Origin of the sequence: Variovorax sp. UC74_104 (assembly GCF_044055375.1) — a bacterium.
GTDB lineage: Bacteria > Pseudomonadota > Gammaproteobacteria > Burkholderiales > Burkholderiaceae_C > Variovorax.
In genome coordinates this window covers 2,648,697-2,667,899 of the sequence record NZ_CP171978.1, presented here as the reverse complement: position 1 = coordinate 2,667,899, position 19,203 = coordinate 2,648,697, and the positions used below count along the sequence as shown (strand labels likewise).

Here is a 19,203-nt window from a genome sequence, read left to right as displayed (position 1 = left end):
GCAGGTGTTGCCCCCTGCAAGGGGGTAGGCGGCCACACGAAGTGGGCAAGCCTGGGGGTCAGCCCAACTTGCAGCCGGTCTTGTCCACGGCCAGGAAAGACTTGCCCGAGCTGACGACATCGACGTAGTCGGCAGCGTCCTTCATCTTCGACTTGGCCTTGCCCTTGAGCAGGTAGTAGTCCTTCACGACCTGGTGGTCGGCCTTGCGGATTTCCTCTGCGCCGGTGAGGCCGTCGTACTTCATGCCTTCGAGCGCGGCGATCACCGCCTTCTGGTCGACCGAGCCGGCCTTCACGATGCCGTCGATCAGGATCTTGGTGCAGATATACGAGCCGGCGAGGCTGTAGTTAGGCACGATCTTGAGCTTGTCGGCCGTGCGCTTCACCAGGTCCTTGTTGAGCGGCGTATCGGCCGTGTGCCAGTACTGCGCGCCGAAGTAGACGCCGTCGCACAGGTCCGCACCCAGTTCGTCGAACTGCTCCAGTCCCGAGGCCCAGGCCATGAGGATCGTCATGTTCTTGTGCATGCCGAAACTCACCGCCTGGCGCAGCGCAGCCGACGACTGCGCGCCGAAGTTCAGCAGCAGCAGCACGTCGGGCTTGGCGGCCATGGCGTTGGTGAGGTAGCCGCTGAACTCCTTCTCGGTGAGCGAGTGGTAGCTGTTGCCCACGTGCTCGATGCCCTTCTCCTGGAAGATGTTCTTGGCGGCGCTCAGCAGGCCGTCGCCGAACACGTACTGCGGCGTGATGGTGTACCAGCGCTTGGCCTTGGGCATGGAAGCGATCAGCGGGCGCACCGTCTGCTCGATCGCACCGAAGGTGGGCACCGACCAGCGGAAGGTGGCGGGGTTGCAGTCCTTGCCGGTGATCTCGTCGGCGCCCGCGGTGGTGATGAAGAGGCCGCCGGCCTTCTCGGCTTCCTTGCCCATGGCCAGCGCTTCCGACGACAGGATGCCGCCCGCGAAGAACTTCGCGCCCTGCTGCTGCGAGGCTTCCTGCACCTTGCGCACGGCGGTGGCCGGCTTGCCTTCGGTATCGAGCACCGTATAGGCCAGCGGACGCTTCAGCACGCTGCCGTACTGCTCGATGGCCAGCTTCATGCCCAGGTCGGCGAACTTGCCGTTGGCCGCGAAGGCGCCCGACATCGGGACCGGGCAGCCGAATCGGATCGCGTCCGCCGATTGGGCAAAGGCGGCGCGGCCGCCCAGGAGCGAGGCGGGGGCAGCCGACAGGGCGGCCAGCTGAAGAAGTTGTCTGCGTTGCATGAGTTCTCCGGTCGTGGTGGGGAGTAAGGAAAAAGGGATGCCAGCGATCGCGGCGAATTTAAGCGGATAAATTGGATTAATATGCTGGTAAAAACCCTCTAGCAACAGCCGTGCCAAAATCTGCGGCGCTCCCCTTGGGGCCCAATACCTGCTTACAGGTCACCTTCTGTTTTTCCATCGCTCCGAACGCATGAATTCGTCTCCATCTGATCGTGAAATGCCGCGGAACCGGCTTTGCCGGGCCGCTGGCATTGCCCCCGGCGAGGGGGTGGGCGAAGCGACACGAAGTGCGCGCAGCCTGGGGGTGAGCAAGTGAAAGTGGGGCAGAACCGTCCTAAGCGGCAGAAGCTCTCGGACGTCATCGTCGAAGACGTCAAGCGATGGATCGTGGCGGAGCGCAAGCAGCCCGGCGACCGGTTGCCGAACGAGAAGGAACTGATCGAACTCTTCGGCTATTCGAAGAGCACCGTGCGCGAGGCGCTCAAGGCGCTGGAGGTGCGCGGCCTGATCTCCATCCGCACCGGGCCGGGCGGCGGCGCCTACCTGCAGCAGGTGTCGGTGGAGCACGCGTCGGAGCCGCTGCGCAACTTCCTGCACTTCCACCATCTCGATGGCCATCACATCTACCAGCTGCGCAAGGCGCTGGAGCCCGAGTTGGCCGTGAGCGTGGTGGGCAAGCTGACGCCGGAGCAGTTCGAGAAGCTCGAAGAAAAACGTGCGGCTGTGCACGATCGAGCCGACCGGCGAGGACGAACTGCGCATCCAGCGCGAGGCAGAGCTGGCCTTCCACACCATGCTGGCGGAGAGCTGTCCCAATCCGGTGCTCTCCTTCATGTGCCGCTTCCTCAACGACCTGCTGCGCGACCTCGTGGTCTACAAGAAGGCGCTCGACCATCACCACTTCGGCGAGGCGAACGTCGACTACCACACGCAGCTGCTGGCGGCCTACCGCAAGGAAGACGCCGAAGAGGTGCGCCGCCTGATGACCGAGCACATGGTCGATGCCGAGCAGCACATGCACGAGATGGAGGCGCACATCGGCGCCAAGCACCTGCTGCTGCCGAGCGGGCAGCGCTGACTTCTTTTACTTCTTCTTCCGGTGCGCCTGCTCCAGGCACTCCTGGAACGCCAGCACCGCCCGCGACGGCTTCGGAGAACGCCGCAGCAGGCTCACGAAGCGGCACGCGTAGTTGAAGCGCGCCGGCAGCACCGCCTTCATGAGCCCGCGCTCCTCGAACACCTGCGCGTAGTGGTCTGGCAGGAAGCCCAGGAAGCGCCCCGAAAGAATCAGCGTCGCAATCGCCTCCTGGTCGAAACCCGTGGCCATGCGCGAGAGCTTCGCGCGGTGGCTCAGCTCCATGTTGGGCGAGTGGTAGCCCAGCCCCGCGAAATGGTGCTCGCGCAGCCTGGCCCAGGTGAGCTTGTCGTGGCGCACGCCGAAGAGCGGATGCCCCGCGCCGCAATACAGCAGCATGGTCTCGTCGAACAGGTCGGCGTACACCAGGCTCTTGGAGGCGCGGTGCGCCGGGATGATGCCGATCTGGAAGTTGCCCTCCAGCACACCCTGCTCGATGGCGTTGATCGAGCCCACGTGCACGGCCAGCCGCACCTCGGGCGCGATCTCGGTGAAGCGCGCGATCGCCTGGCCGATGCGCGCCTGCGGGTTGGTGGCCGTCTTGTCGAACAGCGCCACGTCGAGCTGGCCGCCCATGCGGTTGTGGATGTCGTCGATGCTGCCGCGGAAGGCGTCGACCGAGGCCAGCAGGCGCAGCGTCTCGTCGTAGACGCGCTGCCCCTCGGCGGTGAGCGCGAAGCCCGCCCTGCCCCGGCGGCACAGCACCAGTCCGAGGCGCGTTTCGAGATCCTTCACGTGGCGGCTCACGGTGGAGGTGCCGATGTTCAGCTCCAGTTCCGCGGCCGCCATGCCGCCGCAGTCGACCACGCTCTTGAACACCTTGAGCAGGCGCAGGTCCATGTCGCTGAGCTGCCCCAGAACGGCGCGGTTGCGGGCACCGCTTTGGGTACCGTCTTCGGCTTTGGCCTTTACTTGCATGAAACGTCAAGTGAACATTGATATTGCGCCATTCTCCACACTGAAGGCTCTACGAACAATCGGCGCATTCCCATCACCCCGGAACCCGCCAGCGCGGGAAACGCCATGACCATCGCAACGCCCGTCACCGAACCGACGCCCGCCGTGCGCACCGACGCCGCCTGGCTCGACGCGCACTGGATGCCCTACACCGGCAACCGCAACTTCAAGGCCGATCCGCGGATCGTCGTGGAAGCCAAGGGCGCCTACTTCACCGACGCCGACGGCCGCAAGATCTTCGACGGCCTCTCGGGCCTGTGGTGCTCGGGCCTGGGCCACGGCCGCCCCGAGATCACCGAGGCGGTGAGCCGCCAGATCGCCAAGCTCGACTACTCGCCCGCCTTCCAGTTCGGCCATCCGCTCTCGTTCGAGCTGGCCAACAAGATCAAGGAGATGACGCCCGCCGGCCTCGACTACGTCTTCTTCACCGGCTCCGGCTCGGAAGCCGCCGACACCTCGCTGAAGCTGGCGCGCGCCTACTGGCGCACCAAGGGCCAGGCGAGCAAGACGCGCCTGATCGGCCGCGAGAAGGGCTACCACGGCGTCAACTACGGCGGCATCTCGGTCGGCGGCATCGCGGCCAACCGCAAGCTCTTCGGCCAGGGCGTGGAGGCCGACCACCTGCCGCACACGCAGCTCGCCTCCAATGCCTTCACGCGCGGCATGGCCGACAACGGCGTCGAGCTGGCCGACCGCCTGCTGGACATCATCGCGCTGCACGACGCGTCGAACATCGCGGCCGTGATCGTCGAGCCCTTCGCGGGCTCGGCCGGCGTGGTGATCCCGCCCAAGGGCTACCTGAAGCGCCTGCGCGAGATCTGCACCGCCAACAACATCCTGCTGATCTTCGACGAGGTCATCACCGGCTTCGGGCGTTGCGGCGCGCTCACCGGCGCCGAGGCCTTCGGCGTGACGCCCGACATCATGAACATCGCCAAGCAGATCACCAACGGCGCGCAGCCGATGGGCGCGGTGGTCGCGAGCAAGGACATCTACGACACCTTCATGGCAGCGGGCGGCCCCGACTACATGCTCGAGTTCCCGCACGGCTACACCTACAGCGCCCACCCGGTGGCCTGCGCCGCCGGCATCGCCGCGCTGGACGTGCTGCAGAAGGAAGACATGATCGGCCGCGTGCAGGCGCTGGCGCCGCATTTCGAGAACGCAGTGCACAGCCTGAAGGGCAGCAAGCACATCACCGACATCCGCAACTACGGCCTCGCCGCCGGCCTGACCATCGCCGCGCTGCCGGGCGAGCCCGCGCGCCGCCCGTACGAGATCGCGATGAACTGCTGGAAGAAGGGCTTCTACGTGCGCTACGGCGGCGACACCATCCAGCTCGCGCCGCCCTTCATCACGGAGAAGGCCGAGATCGACCGCCTGGTGAACGCGCTGGCCGACGCGCTGGCCGAGACGGCCTGATCTTCTAGCGTCTTTCAGCGGCTGTAGGCAGCGCCCGCGAGCGGCGCGGTCCTACACCTCGGCGCCCCGCAGGTTCGCAGAATCTGTCGGGCCGCCGATGACCACGCTGCAGACAGACATCCCCGCCCGCCTCGACCGCCTCCCCTGGTCGCGCTGGCACTGGCGCGTGGTGATCGCGCTGGGCGTGGCCTGGGTGCTCGACGGGCTGGAGGTCACGCTGGTGGGCTCCATCGGCGCGGTGCTGGAGCGGCCCGACACGCTGGGGCTCACGGCCGGCGAGATCGGGCTGTCGGGCTCGGTGTACGTCGCGGGCGCGGTGCTCGGCGCCCTACTCTTCGGGCGCATGACCGACCGGCTCGGGCGCAAGAAGCTCTTTCTCATCACGCTCGCGGTCTACACCGTCGGCACGCTGGCAACGGCCTTCTCGCCGAACTTCGCCTTCTTCGCACTGTGCCGGTTCGTCACCGGGCTGGGCATCGGCGGGGAGTACGCGGCCATCAACTCGGCCATCGACGAACTGATTCCGGCGCGGGTGCGCGGGCGCGTGAACCTCGCGATCAATGGCAGCTTCTGGATCGGTGCGGCGCTGGGCGCGGCGCTCAGCCTCGTGCTGCTCGACGCACGCGTGATCGGGCCGGTGTGGGGCTGGCGAGCCGGCTTCGCACTCGGCGCGGTGCTGGCGGTGGCCATCCTGCTGGTGCGGCGCCACGTGCCCGAGAGCCCCCGGTGGCTGGTCGCGCACGGGCGGGCCGACGAGGCGAAACGCATCGTCGAGCGCATCGAGGCGGAGGTCGAGGCGCAGCACGGCCCGCTGCCGGCGCCGCCGGGCTTCGTCGTGAACTACACGGCCGCGCGGCCCAACAGCCCGCCCATGCGCCAGGTGGCGCGCGTGCTGTTCAAGCGCTATCCGCAGCGCAGCGTGGTCGCGCTGGCGCTGATGATTTCGCAAGCCTTCTTCTACAACGCGATCTTCTTCACCTACGCGCTGGTGCTCACCCGCTTCTACGGCGTGCCCGAGGGCGACGTGGCGCTCTACATCTTTCCGTTCGCGCTGGGCAACGTGCTGGGACCGCTGCTGCTGGGACCGCTCTTCGACAGCGTGGGCCGGCGCCGGATGATCGCGGCGACCTATGTGCTCGCGGGCATCGGCCTCGCGCTGACCGGCTGGGCCTTCATGCAGGGCTGGCTCGACGCGCGCGGGCAGGCGCTGTGCTGGTCGGCGGTGTTCTTCCTGGCATCGGCCGCGGCGAGCTCTGCGTATCTCACGGTGAGCGAGGTGTTTCCGCTGGAGATGCGCGCGATCGCCATCGCCATCTTCTACGCGATCGGCATGGGCGCGGGCGGCTTCGCGGCGCCGCTGCTGTTCGGCCTGCTGATAGAGACTGGCAGCCGTGGTGCGGTGATGGTGGGCTACTGCATCGGCGCCGGGCTGGTCATCGTGGCGGGACTGCTGGCGCTGCGCCATGCGGCCGATGCGGAGCGCAAGCCGCTGGAGGAAGTGGCGCCGCCTTTGGCCTCCGAGGCCGGTGGGGAGCGGTGAGCGCCTGACTACCGGTCAGAGCGCGCAGGTCCGGAAACCGAAGAAACCGTCGTCGCGCCCGGGCAGCGCGAAACCGCGGCGGCGCAGCGAGCGCAGGCGCGCGCGCGTAGCGAACGAGGCCCCGCGCAGTACGCGCGCCCGTCCGAAGACCGCTGCCGGATCGAACTCGGTGCCCGCGCTCCACGGGTCGGCCCGATAGCCGGGCCAGGGCTGCAGGGTGCCGGCGGTCCACTCGTGCACGTCGGCCCAGCGGAAGCCGCGGCGCGCCGCCATATGCGCGGCGATCTCCCATTCGACCTCGGTCGCCACACGCCGCCCGGCCCAACGCGCCCAGGCATCGGCCTCCCACCAGCTCAGGTGCACGGCACTGTGGTGGCCCGCCGCGCGCACGGTGGCGCCAAAGCGCTGCTGCAGCACCGAGCCGCCCGTGCCGTTGCGCGCCGCGCCGATCTGCTCGATGTGGCGCGGCCCGCGCCGGCCCTCTACCTGCGCCGAGAGCCAGCGCCAGCCTTCGCCGTGCCAGAGCTCCTCGCGGTCGTAGCCGCCGTCCTCGACGAACTCGACGTACTGGTTCCAGGTGACGGGCTGGGCGTCGATCTCGAACTCGGGCACGTCCACCCGGTGCGCCGCGCGCTCCTGCGCGAAGGCGAAGCCGCTTTCGGGCATGCCCAGCTCCCAGCGCGTGGCCGGCAGCAGCAGCGGCTCGCGCGTGACGGCCATGGGCGCCTGCTCGACGCCCAGGGGCAGCCCCATGGTCTGCGCCATCACCACGAACTGCTCGCCGCGCATGTCCTCGTGGAACAGGGCGAGGCGGTAGAAGTACAGGCCGGCGTCGGTCTCGGCGGCGTTGTCCAGCAGCTCGAGCGTGCTTTCCAGGGTTTCGAGCAGGTAGGCCTTGGTCTGGGCGAGGTCCGGCAGGTCGGGCGGCCAGCGGCGTCCCGGGCCGGAATGGGCAGGGTTCCACCAGTCGTCCGCACCGGGGTCGATGGCGGCCAGCCGCGTGGGCCGCATCGGGCAGTCGGCGCCGAAGGCACGCTGGGTGTTGCGCCCGATCCACCATTCGGCGAACCAGCCGATGTGGCCGGCCAGCCAGGCCGCGGGCACCACGCCGTCTTCGTCGGACCCCGGCGGCCGGGCGAGCGCTTCGGCGCCCAGCGCCTGCTCGTAGAGCGACAGAAGGTGCAGCGTGTGGTTGCGCGCGTCGATCAGCGCCAGCGAAAGAAGCTCCCGGCCGGCCCGGCACATGTCGGGCGAATCGATCGAATGGGGCTGGCCAGCTGCGCCCGAAGGCGTGGAAGGCGGAAGGCGCGAGGACATGGACGATTATGGCGACCGGCTCCCCCGCGACGCCGGCCGGCCGGCCCGCATTCCGGGTAAACCCCTGCCCCGGTTGCAAGGCAATACAAAGGTTCACCGGGGTAACATCGCGGGCTTTGCGCAGCCCCCACCAGGGGCCGGCGCTCCACCTTCGGGATTCGTGGGAGACACCCCCTTGTCTGCATTCCTCAAGTTCGCGACCGGCATGGACTGGATCAGCGAAAAACTCGGCAAGATCGCTGGCTACGCCGTCCTGGCGGCATCGCTCATCTCGGCCGGCAACGCACTCATCCGCTACGGCCTCGATTTCAGCAGCAACGCCTGGCTCGAGATCCAGTGGTACCTGTTCGCGGCCACCGTGATGCTGGGCGCCCCCGTGGTGCTGCGCTTCAACGAGCACGTGCGCGTGGACATCATCTACGGCAAGCTCAAGGGCTACGGGCCGGTCTACGTCGACCTCTTCGGCCTCATCTTCTTCCTGCTGCCGGTGATGGGCCTCTTCACCTACCTCACTTGGCCCTTCTTCTGGAACATGTGGGTCACGGGCGAGATGTCGGGCAACATCGGCGGCCTCATCCGCTGGCCCGCGGCGCTGCTGATGCCCGTGGGCTTCGCGGCGATGTTCCTGCAGGGCGTCTCGGAAATCATCAAGCGCATCGCCTACCTGCGCGGCCTGATCGAGATGGACACGCACTACGAGAAGCCGGTGCAGTGACGGGCGCAGTTCCCCGCGCCCTTACGCCACCGCCCTCTCCCGCACCGCAGGACAAGTAGAAATGCACATGGAAAATTTCGCCCCGATCATGTTCGCGGGGCTCGTGGTGATCATGCTGATCGGCTTCCCGGTCGCGTTCTCGCTCTCGGCCCTCGGCCTGATCTGCGGCTTCTTCGCCATCGAGATGGGCTGGTTCCCGGCCGGCTTCATGGCCAACCTGCCGCTGAACGTCTTCGGCATCCTCTCGAATGAAACGCTGCTCGCCATTCCGTTCTTCACGTTGATGGGAGCGGTACTGGAGAAATGCGGGCTCGCCGAGGACATGCTCGACTCCATGGGCCAGCTCTTCGGCCCGGTGCGCGGCGGCCTCGGCTACTCGGTGATCATCGTGGGCTTCATCCTCGGCGCCATCACCGGCACGGTGGCCGGCCAGGTGATCGCGATGGCGATGATCTCGCTGCCGATCATGATGCGCTACGGCTACAACATGCGCTATTCCACCGGCGTGCTGGCGGCCTCGGGCACCATCACGCAGCTGGTGCCGCCCTCGCTGGTGCTCATCGTCATGGCCGACCAGCTCGGCACCGACGTGGGCCAGATGTACAAGGGCGCATGGGGCCCGTCGATCCTGCAGGTGATCATCTTCGCGATCTACACCTTCATGGTCGGTCGCCTCTACCCGAGCTACGTGCCGGGCCTGCCGGCCAGTGCGCGCACGCTCAACGGCTGGGCGCTGTGGGGCAAGTGCCTGCGCGGCATCATTCCGTCGGCCATCCTGATCTTCGCGGTGCTCGGCTCGATGGGCGGCCTGCCCTTCATGGACAAGGCCATCGCCACGCCGACCGAAGCCGGCGCCATGGGCGCGGTGGGCTCGCTGGTCCTCGCGCTGATCCACCGCCGCCTGAACTGGCAGCTGCTGAAGGACGCCATGGAAGGCACCATGCGCCTGACGGCCATGGTGGTGTTCATCCTGATCGGCTCGCGCGTGTTCTCGCTGGTGTTCCAGGGCGTGGACGGCGCCAAGTGGATCGAGCACATGCTCTCGGGCCTGCCCGGCGGCCAGGTCGGCTTCCTGATCGCGGTGAACATCTTCGTGTTCTTCCTCGCGTTCTTCCTCGACTTCTTCGAGATCGCCTTCATCATCCTGCCGCTCTTGGGCCCGGTGGCCCACAAGCTGGGCATCGACATGGTGTGGTTCGGCGTGCTGCTGTGCGTGAACATGCAGACCTCGTTCATGCACCCGCCCTTCGGCTTTGCGCTGTTCTATTTGCGGGGCATAGCGGACACGCTCTTCAAGAACGGGGCGCTGCCCAAGAAGGTGGAGTCGCGCGACATCTACCTGGGCGCGGTGCCGTGGGTGGCGATGCAGCTGCTGCTGGTGGCCATCGTGATCTTCTTCCCGCAGACGGTCACCGTGTTCCTCGAGAAGGAAAAGGTCGTCGACATCGACAAGGTCAACCTCGACATGCCGGTGGAAGAGCAGCCCAGCTCGCCCGACAACAACGGCGTGAACATGGAAGACCCGTTCGGCAACGAGAAGAAGGACGAGTCCTCCACGCCGCCGCCGTCCACCGATGCGCCGCCGGCTTCCGGTGAAGCCGCCAAGCCGTGAGCGACCGAGCCCACGGCCCCGCTGAAGAACCAAAACAACAAGACGACGACAACAGCCCCGGCGACGAAGCAGCCGGGGCAATCATCGAAAGCCCCGCCTTCCCGCCGCTGCTGCGCACGCTGGCGGTGGTGCTGGTCGTCGACCTTTTCGCCTTCGCGATCTGGAGCCTCCCCTCGCTGCGCACGGCCGACTGGTCGGCCAGCGCGCTGGTGGTGATGGGCATCGCGGCGCTGTGCGTGGTGTGGGTCGGCTACTGGATCGTCTACAGCCGCACCCGGCTCGAAGGCGACGTGCTGGTGCAGACCTGGCTCTGGGACAAGCGCGTGAGCGCGCAGGAAGTGGCGCAGCTCAAGCTGGTGCACATCCGCATGCTGGAGCGCGTGATCGCACCGCGCCTGCTGGTGCGCCGGCGCTTCGGCGGCATGACCTGGTTCCACTCGGCCGACGCCGCCGTGCTCGTGGCCTTCGGCGAGCAGGTGGCGAAGCGGACCATTCCGCCCACGCCGCCGCAGGCATAGCGAACCCTATCGGCGCAGCAGCCGCTGCATCGCTTCGCCGATGGCCTGCGGCTTGTCGGCGCCATCACCGGCCGGGCAAATGGCAGCCTGCTCCCTCTCCTTGCCCTTCGGACCCACCGCGGCGTGGAGCCGCTCGCAATCACAGCGCAGCCGGCCCTTCAGCGCCTTCGTGCGCGCATCGCGCAGTTCGGCCACCCAGCACGAATCGCCGCAGCCGCAGGAACGGTACTCCAGCACCTCGCCGGGCGTGTTCCACGGCAGCGTATAGCTGCCCGTGCCGCCGGCGGCCTGGGCGGCCGGAGCGAGCGCGGCCATGAAGAGCAAAGCGGCGAGGGACGACGTTCGGAGCATCGGGCGGGACCTGCTGGAAAGTGGAAAGCCGCGCATCGACGAAAAAAAGCCCCGCCGGGACCGGCAGGGCTTCCTGTTCGACGAGGCGAGGCCTCTTACAGCTTCTGCTGCTGCATGAAGCGGTCGAAGGTGCCTTCGGTGTAGCGGAACCAGGCGTTCTGGTCGGCCAGGAATTTCGACCAGTCGCCGTAGATCTTCTTCCACTCGGGGTTGGTGTTGTTCAGGTCCGAGTAGATCTGCTGGGCCGACTTGAAGGCGGCGTTCATCACGTCCTGCGAGAACGGGCGCAGCTTGGTGCCCGAGCCGACGAGCTGCTTCAGCGCGATCGGGTTCTTCGAGTCGTACTTGGCCGTCATCGTGATGTTGGCGTGCGAGGCAGCCGCTTCGACGATGGCCTTGTACTCGGCCGACAGGCCTTCCCATGCCTTGGTGTTGATGTAGAAGTCCAGCTCGGGGCCGCCTTCCCACCAGCCGGGGTAGTAGTAGAACGGGGCGATCTTGTTGAAGCCCAGCTTCTGGTCGTCGTAGGGACCGACCCACTCCAGGCCGTCCAGCGTGCCCTTCTCGAGCGCGGGGTACAGGTCGGCGCCGGGAATGGATTGCGGGATCACGCCGAAGGGCTCGAGCACCTTGCCGGCGAACGGGTTGGTACGGAACTTCAGGCCCTTCAGGTCGGCGACCGACTTGATCTCCTTGCGGAACCAGCCGCCCATCTGCGCGCCCGTGTTGCCGCCGGGCAGGTTGATGATGTTGTACTTGGCGTAGAAGGCGCGCATCAGCTTCAGGCCGTTGCCTTCGTACATCCAGGCGTTCTGCTGGCGGGTGTTCATGCCGAAGGGCACTGCGCAGCCCAGGCAGAAGGTCGGGTCCTTGCCGTAGAAGTAGTACGGAGCCGTGTGGGCCATTTCGACCGAGGCGTTCTGCACGCCGTCGACCACGCCGAACGCGGGCATCAGCTCGCCGCCGGCATGCACGGAAATCTGGAACTTGCCGCCCGACATGTCGCTGACGCTCTTCGCGAACACTTCGGCCGTGCCGTAGATGGTGTCCAGCGACTTGGGAAAGCTCGACGCCAGGCGCCAGCGAACTGCGGCTTGCGCGTGAACCGCGGGGGCGATGCCGGCAGCCAGAACGCCGGCGATGCCGGCGTTTTTGATGAGGGAACGACGATCCATTAGATAGCTCTCCGAGTTCTTTGAAAAAACGAAACGCGGCTTGTGACCGCGTTGGGGACTTTTGTGTAAGTCCCGGGGATTGTAAAAACGCGCTTACACGTCCCGGGGCGGGTTTACCCTGCGCTGTTGCCGCTATTGCGAACGAATCGCTCGCGGATCGACGCCTCGATGCCGATCGCATCCAGCCCGATGGATGCGAGCAGCCTGGCCGGATCGCCATGCTCGATGAAGCGGTCGGGCAGGCCCAGCTGCAGCACCGGCTTCTGCACGCCGGCCGCCTGCAGCGCCTCGAGCACCGCGCTGCCCGCGCCGCCCATGATCGCGCCCTCTTCCAGCGTGACGATGGCATCGTGCGTGCCCGCGACCTTCAGCAGCAGCTCGACGTCGAGCGGCTTGGCCCAGCGCATGTTGACCACCGTGGCGTCGAGCGATTCCGCCGCCGTGAGCGCCGGATACAGCAGCGTGCCGAAGGCCAGGATGGCGATGCGCCGGCCTTCGCGGCGGATCTCGCCCTTGCCGAAGGGCAGCGCATCGAGCGTGAGATGCGGCGCGGCGCCGGCACCCGAACCGCGCGGATAGCGCACGGCCACCGGATGGTTCTGCTCGTATGCGCTGGTCAGCAGCTGGCGCGTTTCGCGCTCGTCGGCCGGACAGGCGATGCTCATGTTCGGAATGCAGCGCAGGAACGGGATGTCGTACGCGCCCGCGTGCGTCGCGCCGTCGGCACCCACGAGGCCAGCGCGGTCGAGCGCGAACACCACCGGCAGGTTCTGGATGGCGACGTCGTGGATCAGCTGGTCGTAGGCGCGCTGCAGGAAGGTCGAGTAGATCGCGACCACCGGCTTCAGCCCTTCGCATGCGAGGCCCGCGGCGAAGGTCACGGCGTGCTGCTCGGCGATGCCGACGTCGTAGTAGCGGTCGGGGAAGCGCTTCTCGAATTCGACGAGCCCCGAGCCCTCGCGCATCGCGGGCGTGATGCCCACGAGGCGGCCGTCGGCCGCGGCGGTGTCGCACAGCCACTGGCCGAACACCTGCGTGAAGGTCTGCTTGGGTGCCGAGGCCGGCTTGACCAGCCCCACCTGCGGGTCGAACTTGCCGGGGCCGTGGTAGGCCACGGGGTCGGCCTCGGCCAGCTTGTAGCCCTGACCCTTCTTCGTGACCACGTGCAGGAACTGCGGGCCGTCGAGGTGCTTGAGGTTCTCGAGCGTGGGCACCAGCGAATCGATGTCGTGGCCGTCGATCGGGCCGACGTAGTTGAAGCCGAACTGCTCGAACAGCGTGGCCGGCACGACCATGCCCTTGGCATGCTGCTCGAGCCGCTTGGCCAGCTCGAACAAGGGCGGCGCATTGCGCAGCACGCTCTTGCCGACGTTCTTGGCGGCGGCGTAGAAGTTGCCGCTCATCAGTTGAGCCAGGTAGCGGTTGAGCGCGCCCACCGGCGGGCTGATCGACATGTCGTTGTCGTTCAGGATCACCAGCAGCTTGCAGTCGCACACGCCCGCGTTGTTCAGGGCCTCGAAGGCCATGCCGGCAGTAAGCGCGCCGTCGCCGATGATGGCCACGGTGTAGCGGTCCTCGCCCTTCTGCTTGGCAGCCATGGCCATGCCGAGCGCGGCCGAGATGCTGGTCGACGAGTGGGCGGTGCCGAAGGTGTCGTACTCGCTCTCGTTGCGCTGCGGAAAGCCCGAGATGCCGCCGATCTGCCGCAGCGTGGGCATGCGCTCGCGCCGGCCCGTGAGGATCTTGTGCGGATAGGTCTGGTGGCCCACGTCCCACACCAGCCGGTCGTGCGGCGTGTTGAACACGTGGTGCAGCGCGACCGTGAGTTCGACCGTGCCGAGATTGGAGCTCAGGTGGCCGCCGGTGCGGGAAACGTTGTCGAGCACGCAGGCGCGCACCTCGTCGGACAGCTGGCGCAGCTGGGCCCGGTCGTATTTGCGGATGGGCGAAGGGTCGTGGAGTGTGGGAAGCAGCGGAGCAGCCATGGGGGAGGTTTGTTCTTTTCTCTCAGCGGTCGCGGTCGACCACCATGTGGGCCAAGGCGCGCAACGCGGCGGTATCGGCCAGGCCGCTGCGCTCCAGCGCGGCGAGCGCGTCGGCCAGCAACTGGCGGGCCTGGGCGCGGGCGCCGTCGAGGCCGAGCAGCGACACGTAGGTGGGCTTGTCGGCCGCGGCGTCCTTGCCGGCGGTCTTGCCCAGGGTCTGCGAATCGGCCGTGACGTCGAGGATGTCGTCGACCACCTGGAACGCGAGGCCGATGGCCGCGCCGTAATCGCGCAGCGCGGCCAGCGCGGCAGCGCTCACCGTGCCGCAGGCGGCGCCCATCTCGACGCTGCCCTGCAGCAGCGCGCCGGTCTTCAGGCGGTGCATCTCGCGCAGTTGCGCTTCGTTCAAGGCGATGCCGACGCTGGCAAGGTCGATGGCCTGGCCGCCGGCCATGCCCTGGCTGCCCGCGGCGCGCGCGAGCAGGCGGCACAGCAGGGCCTGGGTGGCGGCGGGAATCTCGTCGCCTTCGGGGGTGAGCAGCTCGAAGGCCAGCGCCTGCAGCGCGTCGCCGGCCAGCAGGGCATCGGCTTCGCCGAACTTGACGTGCACCGTGGGCTTGCCGCGGCGCAGCACGTCGTTGTCCATGCACGGCAGGTCGTCGTGCACCAGCGAATAGGCGTGGATCAGCTCGGTGGCGCAGGCCGCGCGCAGGGCCGCGGCCTTGTTGCCTCCCACGGCCTCGCTGGCGGCCAGCACCAGCAGCGGCCGCAGCCGCTTGCCGCCGTCGAGCACGGCGTAGCGCATGGCGTCGCCCAGCAGCACCGGGGCATCGACACCGACCCAGCGCGACAGCGCAGACTCGACATTCGCCAGGTGGGGTTCGCTCCAGCCGGCGAGCGTGCGGGCGTCCCAGTGGCCGGAATTCAGCGTGGCGGCGCTCATTCAGGCGTCCAGACCTTCAGGCTGCCCGAATCGAGCACCTTGATCTGGTCTTCGACCGCCTGCAGCTTGTCGCGGCAGAAGGCCAGCAGCGCCGCGCCGCGCTGGTAACTGACTAGCAGCTGGTCCAGCGGCAGCTGGCCCGACTCGAGTTCCGCGACCAGTTGCTCCAGTTCCTGGAGCCCGGCTTCGTAACTGGCTGGCAGCGGACCCGTGTCGGGCGTTGCCGCCGGGCTGGACGAGGAAGGAGGGGGCACCTTGGGCATGCAAGCGAAACGTGGGTGAAACGAGGCATTTTAGGACCGTGACCGGAACAAGTGGCGGGCGGGCCGCCCCCTCCTCTGGCGGAGGCCGATCGCACATTGCGAAACGGCGCGGGAAGCCGGGAGGCCGAAAAAATGGCCCCGGGTACAATGCGAACTTCTCTCGTTGACGACGTTCAACACTGCTTCGGGCCGCCGAATCCTCCTGGCGGCGCCTTCCGTTCTTTTCTTCCTTTTCTCCCTGTGGGGAGCTTGGTCAGGTCCTCCATGTCTGATTTAAGTCTTCAACTGCAGCAGGCCGCGAGCCAACTTCCAGTTTCCGCGTATTTCGACGAGGCGCTCTTCGCCCGCGAGATGCAGAACCTTTTCTCGCGAGGGCCCCGCTATGTCGGCCATCGCCTGGCCGTGCCCGAGATGGGCGACTTCCACACCCTGCCCCAGGAGCACCAGGGCCGCGCCCTCGTCCACACGCCCAAGGGCGTGGAGCTGATCTCCAACGTCTGCCGCCACCGCCAGGCCCTGATCCTGCAGGGCCGCGGCCAGCTCGAAGAGCCAGTCGGGCGGCAACATCGTGTGCCCGCTGCACCGCTGGACCTACGCCGCGGCCGACCCGCGCACCACCGGCACGCTGATCGGCGCCCCCCACTTCGAGCAGGACCCCTGCCTGAACCTGCACAACTACCCGCTCACGGAGTGGAACGGCCTGCTGTTCGAGAAGAACGCCGACGGCTCCGGCCCCGACGTGGCGGCCGACATGGCCGGCCTCGGCCCGCAGGCCGACCTCGACTTCTCGGGCTACGCGCTCGATCGCGTCGAGCTGCACGAGTGCAACTACAACTGGAAGACCTTCATCGAGGTCTACCTCGAGGACTACCACGTCGGCCCGTTCCACCCCGGCCTGGGCAGCTTCGTCACCTGCGACGACCTGCGCTGGGAGTTCAAGCCGCGCTATTCGGTGCAGACGGTGGGCGTGGCCAACCGCCTGGGCCGCGCGGGCAGCCCGGTCTACCAGAAGTGGCAGGAGCAGCTGCTCAAGTACCGCGAGGGCAAGCCGCCCAAGTACGGCGCCATCTGGCTGACCTACTATCCGCACGTGATGGTCGAGTGGTATCCGCACGTGCTCACGGTGTCGACCCTGCACCCCGTGAGCCCGACGAAAACGCTCAACATGGTCGAATTCTTCTACCCCGAGGAAATCGTCGCCTTCGAGCGCGAGTTCGTCGAGGCCCAGCAGGCCGCCTACATGGAGACCTGCGTGGAGGACGACGAGATCGCCGAGCGCATGGACGCCGGCCGCCGCGCGCTGATGCTGCGCGGCGACAACGAGACCGGCCCCTACCAGAGCCCGATGGAAGACGGCATGCAGCAGTTCCACGAGTGGTACCGCAGCGCGATGCAGAACGCCTGAGTCGATGACTGCCTCATCGACGGGTGTTTCAGGAACACCGCGGAACCGGCTTTGCCGGGCCGCTGGTGTTGCCCCCCGGCGAGGGGGTGGGGAGAAGCGACACGAAGTGCGCGAAGCCTGGGGGAGAACCAATAGTGCAAGCCCTGTGGATGGTGCTCGGCGCCTTCTTGTTCGCCACGATGAGCGTGGTCGTGAAAGTCGCCTCGGCGTGGTTCAACAGCGGCGAGATGGTGCTCGGGCGCGGCCTGATCGGCATCGTCTTCCTCTGGCTGCTGGCACGCAACCGCGGCGTGTCGCTGGCCACGAAGTATCCCGGCATGCATGCCTGGCGCAGCACCATCGGCGTTGTGTCGCTCGGCGCGTGGTTCTATGCCATCGCCCACATGCCGTTGGCCACGGCCGTCACGCTCAACTACATGAGCAGCGTGTGGGTCGCGGCCTTCCTGGTCGGCGGCGCGCTGCTGGCCTGGGTGCCGGTGCCCGGACGCGACGGCCGCGTGGAGCGCCCGCCGCTGCAAGGCACGCTGGCGATGACCGTGCTCGCGGGCTTCGTGGGCGTGGTGCTCATGCTCAAGCCCACGGTGAACGGCAACGAAGGCTTCGCGGGCCTGCTGGGGCTACTTTCGGGGCTGACGGCCGCCTTCGCCTACATGCAGGTGGTGGCGCTCTCGCGCATCGGTGAGCCGGAGCTGCGCACGGTCTTCTACTTCGCGGTCGGCTCGGCCGTGGCCGGCGGCATCGCCACGGCCTTCACCGGGTTTTCGGGCGACAGCTCCTGGACATGGCAGCATGCGCTGTGGCTGCTGCCGATCGGGCTGCTCGCCGCGCTCGGCCAGCTGTGCATGACGCGCGCCTACGCCACCGCCAAGACGCAGGCCGGCACGCTGGTGGTCGCCAACCTGCAGTATTCGGGCATCGTCTTCGCGGCGTTCTACGGCGTGGTGCTGTTCCACGAACGCATCGACGCCGCGGGCTGGGCCGGCATGGCCCTTATCATCGCCAGCGGCATTGCTGCAACCGTGTTGCGACAACGGGCCGTGCCCAAGGCGCCGGCCGAGGAACACTGACGCAGGCAGCGTGCATTTCCAGATTCCCCAAGGAGCAAGCGCCATGTACGACACCCTCATCTCCGCCGAACAACTGCAGCAGCTGCAGGCCAGCGGCAAGCCCTTCATGGTGTTCGACTGCAGCTTCGACCTCATGAAGCCCGAAGCCGGCGCGCAGCAATACGCGGCCGCGCACATTCCAGGCGCGCTCTACGCCAACCTCGACACCGACCTCAGCGCGAAGCACGGTGCCCCCGGCGCGCACGGCGAAGTCGTCGTGGCAAAGGAAGACGGCGTGCCCGCATCGGGAGGGCGCCATCCGCTGCCCAGCCGCGAGAAGTTCGCCGCGTGGCTCTCCAGCATCGGCTTCGCCAACGACATGCAGGCCGTGGTGTACGACCGCAACGGCGCCAACTACTGCGGCCGCCTGTGGTGGATGCTCAAGTGGATGGGCCACGACGCGGTGGCCGTGCTCGACGGCGGCCTGCAGGCCTGGCAGGCCGCGGGCGGCGAGGTCACCGACCGCGAGGAGCCCGCGCGCTTCCAGTCGAACTTCGTCGCGGGCGAGCCCATCGCGAAGCTCGTCACCACCGACATGGTGGTGCGCCGGCTCGGCCAGCCTGACCAGAACCTGATCGACGCACGCGCCGGTGCCCGTTACCGCGGCGAGGTGGAACCTCTGGACCCGATCGCCGGTCACATCCCCGGGGCCCTCAACCGGCCTTTCGCCGACAACATCGGTCCCGACGGCAAGTTCAAGCCGGCATCGCAATTGCGTGCCGAGTTCGAAGCGCTGCTCGCGGGACGCGATGCGGCGACAGTCGTCCACCAGTGCGGCAGCGGCGTGAGCGCCGTGCCGAATCTGCTTGCCATGCAGATCGCGGGATTCGGGACGACCGCGCTCTATGCCGGCAGCTGGAGCGAATGGAGCAACACGCCGGGGCTGCCGACCCGGCAAGGCGCCGAACCATGAAGCACATCCGACTCCGACGCAACACCGGTCTCGCAATCGCAGCCGCCGCGCTCTTCGCGGCGGCCCCCTTCCTCACCGCCCAGGCCCAGCAGCAGCACGCCCACGTGCACGGCCAGCTCAAGCTCGACGTGGCCGTCGACGGCCCCACGGTGGTGATCGACATGGAATCGCCTCTCGACAACATCGTCGGCTTCGAACGCGCCCCCAAGACCGACGCCGAGAAGAAGATCGTGGAAGACGCCGTGGCCCAGCTGCGCGCGGCCGACAAGCTCTTCGTGGTCGACCCCGCCGCCAACTGCAAGCTGGGCCCGGTCGACCTGCGCTCCGGCGCGCTGGGCCTCGGCAACCCCGACCCCAGCGAGCCCGTCGGCCACGCCGACCTCGACGCCACCTTCTCCTTCAACTGCACCAACGCGGCCGCCGCGAAGTTCATCGACCTGAACCTGTTCGGCGCCTTCAAGGGCCTGCGCCAGATCGACTCGCAGATCGCCACCGCGCAGGGCCAGTTCAAGCGCCAGCTCAAGCGCCCTGCCGGCGCCCAGGCCTCGCAGCCCGCGCGCCTGAGCTGGGGCAAGTGACACC

17 protein-coding genes and 2 pseudogenes are annotated in these 19,203 nt (G+C 67.7%); 11 read left to right on the top strand and 8 right to left on the bottom strand.

Going from position 1 to position 19,203, the window contains the following annotated elements; all coding sequences use genetic code 11:
* Positions 1-58: 58 nt before the first annotated feature.
* Positions 59-1,264: an ABC transporter substrate-binding protein gene (locus tag ACHMXA_RS12345; protein ID WP_176664644.1), complete on the bottom strand. Its 1,206-nt coding sequence runs from the start codon at positions 1,262-1,264 to the stop codon at positions 59-61.
* A gap of 312 nt (positions 1,265-1,576) precedes the next feature.
* Between ACHMXA_RS12345 and ACHMXA_RS12340 the strand changes: the two are divergent.
* Positions 1,577-1,735: pseudogene (locus ACHMXA_RS12340) on the top strand (GntR family transcriptional regulator); the annotation flags it as partial.
* 322 nt (positions 1,736-2,057) lie between these two features.
* Complete coding sequence (locus tag ACHMXA_RS12335; RefSeq protein ID WP_395321295.1) at positions 2,058-2,342, top strand: FCD domain-containing protein; 285 nt, start codon at positions 2,058-2,060, stop codon at positions 2,340-2,342.
* Positions 2,343-2,348: 6 nt separating this feature from the next.
* Here the strand turns inward: ACHMXA_RS12335 and ACHMXA_RS12330 are convergent, their stop codons facing one another.
* The gene (locus tag ACHMXA_RS12330; RefSeq protein ID WP_176664642.1) at positions 2,349-3,317 is read right to left on the bottom strand and encodes a LysR family transcriptional regulator; all 969 of its coding nucleotides are present in this window, start codon (positions 3,315-3,317) and stop codon (positions 2,349-2,351) included.
* Between the two features lie 105 nt (positions 3,318-3,422).
* On the opposite strand from ACHMXA_RS12330, the gene ACHMXA_RS12325 reads away from it, so the two are divergent.
* Together ACHMXA_RS12325 and ACHMXA_RS12320 are read left to right on the top strand one after the other, a co-directional pair.
* Positions 3,423-4,778 (top strand): aspartate aminotransferase family protein, encoded by a 1,356-nt coding sequence (locus ACHMXA_RS12325; protein WP_176664641.1) that lies wholly within the window; start codon positions 3,423-3,425, stop codon positions 4,776-4,778.
* 97 nt (positions 4,779-4,875) lie between these two features.
* Positions 4,876-6,318 (top strand): MFS transporter, encoded by a 1,443-nt coding sequence (locus tag ACHMXA_RS12320; protein ID WP_176664640.1) that lies wholly within the window; start codon positions 4,876-4,878, stop codon positions 6,316-6,318.
* A 15-nt stretch (positions 6,319-6,333) separates the two neighbouring features.
* On the opposite strand, the gene ACHMXA_RS12315 is transcribed toward ACHMXA_RS12320, so the two are convergent.
* Positions 6,334-7,635, bottom strand: coding sequence for an SUMF1/EgtB/PvdO family nonheme iron enzyme (locus ACHMXA_RS12315; protein WP_176664639.1), 1,302 nt, complete (start codon positions 7,633-7,635; stop codon positions 6,334-6,336).
* Positions 7,636-7,810: 175 nt separating this feature from the next.
* Between ACHMXA_RS12315 and ACHMXA_RS12310 the strand changes: the two genes are divergently transcribed.
* The 3 genes from ACHMXA_RS12310 to ACHMXA_RS12300 all read left to right on the top strand — a co-directional run bounded on the left by ACHMXA_RS12310 (position 7,811) and on the right by ACHMXA_RS12300 (position 10,480).
* Positions 7,811-8,350 carry a TRAP transporter small permease subunit gene (locus tag ACHMXA_RS12310; protein ID WP_176664638.1) on the top strand — a complete coding sequence of 180 codons (540 nt, stop codon included), beginning with the start codon at positions 7,811-7,813 and terminating at the stop codon, positions 8,348-8,350.
* A 61-nt stretch (positions 8,351-8,411) separates the two neighbouring features.
* Positions 8,412-9,962 carry a TRAP transporter large permease subunit gene (locus tag ACHMXA_RS12305; protein ID WP_176664637.1) on the top strand — a complete coding sequence of 517 codons (1,551 nt, stop codon included), beginning with the start codon at positions 8,412-8,414 and terminating at the stop codon, positions 9,960-9,962.
* Positions 9,959-10,480: a hypothetical protein gene (locus ACHMXA_RS12300; RefSeq protein ID WP_176664636.1), complete on the top strand. Its 522-nt coding sequence runs from the start codon at positions 9,959-9,961 to the stop codon at positions 10,478-10,480. The genes ACHMXA_RS12305 and ACHMXA_RS12300 overlap by 4 nt, the downstream gene beginning before the upstream one ends.
* Before the next feature lie 6 nt (positions 10,481-10,486).
* Here the strand turns inward: ACHMXA_RS12300 and ACHMXA_RS12295 are convergent, their stop codons facing one another.
* The 5 genes from ACHMXA_RS12295 to xseB all read right to left on the bottom strand — a co-directional run bounded on the left by ACHMXA_RS12295 (position 10,487) and on the right by xseB (position 15,197).
* Positions 10,487-10,831 carry a hypothetical protein gene (locus tag ACHMXA_RS12295; RefSeq protein ID WP_176664635.1) on the bottom strand — a complete coding sequence of 115 codons (345 nt, stop codon included), beginning with the start codon at positions 10,829-10,831 and terminating at the stop codon, positions 10,487-10,489.
* 95 nt (positions 10,832-10,926) lie between these two features.
* Positions 10,927-12,006, bottom strand: coding sequence for a TRAP transporter substrate-binding protein (locus tag ACHMXA_RS12290; RefSeq protein ID WP_176664634.1), 1,080 nt, complete (start codon positions 12,004-12,006; stop codon positions 10,927-10,929).
* A gap of 113 nt (positions 12,007-12,119) precedes the next feature.
* Positions 12,120-13,991, bottom strand: coding sequence for a 1-deoxy-D-xylulose-5-phosphate synthase (gene dxs / locus ACHMXA_RS12285; protein WP_176664633.1), 1,872 nt, complete (start codon positions 13,989-13,991; stop codon positions 12,120-12,122).
* A 22-nt stretch (positions 13,992-14,013) separates the two neighbouring features.
* The gene (locus tag ACHMXA_RS12280) at positions 14,014-14,934 is read right to left on the bottom strand and encodes a polyprenyl synthetase family protein (protein ID WP_176664632.1); all 921 of its coding nucleotides are present in this window, start codon (positions 14,932-14,934) and stop codon (positions 14,014-14,016) included.
* On the bottom strand, positions 14,931-15,197 hold the full coding sequence (gene xseB, locus ACHMXA_RS12275; protein ID WP_007829283.1) for an exodeoxyribonuclease VII small subunit: 267 nt from the start codon (positions 15,195-15,197) through the stop codon (positions 14,931-14,933). The genes ACHMXA_RS12280 and xseB overlap by 4 nt, the downstream gene beginning before the upstream one ends.
* A gap of 264 nt (positions 15,198-15,461) precedes the next feature.
* On the opposite strand from xseB, the pseudogene ACHMXA_RS12270 reads away from it, so the two are divergent.
* The 4 genes and pseudogenes from ACHMXA_RS12270 (at position 15,462) to ACHMXA_RS12255 (ending at position 19,199) form a co-directional block, all read left to right on the top strand.
* Positions 15,462-16,602: pseudogene (locus ACHMXA_RS12270) on the top strand (aromatic ring-hydroxylating dioxygenase subunit alpha).
* Between the two features lie 149 nt (positions 16,603-16,751).
* Positions 16,752-17,669 carry a DMT family transporter gene (locus ACHMXA_RS12265; protein ID WP_176664977.1) on the top strand — a complete coding sequence of 306 codons (918 nt, stop codon included), beginning with the start codon at positions 16,752-16,754 and terminating at the stop codon, positions 17,667-17,669.
* 43 nt (positions 17,670-17,712) lie between these two features.
* Complete coding sequence (locus tag ACHMXA_RS12260) at positions 17,713-18,621, top strand: sulfurtransferase (protein WP_176664630.1); 909 nt, start codon at positions 17,713-17,715, stop codon at positions 18,619-18,621.
* Positions 18,618-19,199, top strand: coding sequence for a DUF2796 domain-containing protein (locus ACHMXA_RS12255; protein ID WP_176664629.1), 582 nt, complete (start codon positions 18,618-18,620; stop codon positions 19,197-19,199). Before ACHMXA_RS12260 ends, ACHMXA_RS12255 begins: the two co-directional genes overlap by 4 nt.
* Positions 19,200-19,203 lie beyond the last annotated feature (4 nt).

What these genes read in the sequence shown, in the direction of transcription:
- ACHMXA_RS12345 (WP_176664644.1), bottom strand. Translation starts at nt 1,264, where the DNA reads ATGCAACGCAGACAACTTCTTCAGCTGGCCGCCCTGTCGGCTGCCCCC.
- ACHMXA_RS12335 (WP_395321295.1), top strand. Translation starts at nt 2,058, where the DNA reads ATGCTGGCGGAGAGCTGTCCCAATCCGGTGCTCTCCTTCATGTGCCGC.
- ACHMXA_RS12325 (WP_176664641.1), top strand. Translation starts at nt 3,423, where the DNA reads ATGACCATCGCAACGCCCGTCACCGAACCGACGCCCGCCGTGCGCACC.
- ACHMXA_RS12290 (WP_176664634.1), bottom strand. Translation starts at nt 12,006, where the DNA reads ATGGATCGTCGTTCCCTCATCAAAAACGCCGGCATCGCCGGCGTTCTG.
- ACHMXA_RS12255 (WP_176664629.1), top strand. Translation starts at nt 18,618, where the DNA reads ATGAAGCACATCCGACTCCGACGCAACACCGGTCTCGCAATCGCAGCC.
- ACHMXA_RS12305 (WP_176664637.1), top strand. Translation starts at nt 8,412, where the DNA reads ATGCACATGGAAAATTTCGCCCCGATCATGTTCGCGGGGCTCGTGGTG.
- ACHMXA_RS12330 (WP_176664642.1), bottom strand. Translation starts at nt 3,317, where the DNA reads ATGCAAGTAAAGGCCAAAGCCGAAGACGGTACCCAAAGCGGTGCCCGC.
- ACHMXA_RS12265 (WP_176664977.1), top strand. Translation starts at nt 16,752, where the DNA reads ATGGTGCTCGGCGCCTTCTTGTTCGCCACGATGAGCGTGGTCGTGAAA.
- ACHMXA_RS12315 (WP_176664639.1), bottom strand. Translation starts at nt 7,635, where the DNA reads ATGTCCTCGCGCCTTCCGCCTTCCACGCCTTCGGGCGCAGCTGGCCAG.
- ACHMXA_RS12295 (WP_176664635.1), bottom strand. Translation starts at nt 10,831, where the DNA reads ATGCTCCGAACGTCGTCCCTCGCCGCTTTGCTCTTCATGGCCGCGCTC.
- ACHMXA_RS12320 (WP_176664640.1), top strand. Translation starts at nt 4,876, where the DNA reads ATGACCACGCTGCAGACAGACATCCCCGCCCGCCTCGACCGCCTCCCC.
- xseB (WP_007829283.1), bottom strand. Translation starts at nt 15,197, where the DNA reads ATGCCCAAGGTGCCCCCTCCTTCCTCGTCCAGCCCGGCGGCAACGCCC.
- dxs (WP_176664633.1), bottom strand. Translation starts at nt 13,991, where the DNA reads ATGGCTGCTCCGCTGCTTCCCACACTCCACGACCCTTCGCCCATCCGC.
- ACHMXA_RS12260 (WP_176664630.1), top strand. Translation starts at nt 17,713, where the DNA reads ATGTACGACACCCTCATCTCCGCCGAACAACTGCAGCAGCTGCAGGCC.
- ACHMXA_RS12280 (WP_176664632.1), bottom strand. Translation starts at nt 14,934, where the DNA reads ATGAGCGCCGCCACGCTGAATTCCGGCCACTGGGACGCCCGCACGCTC.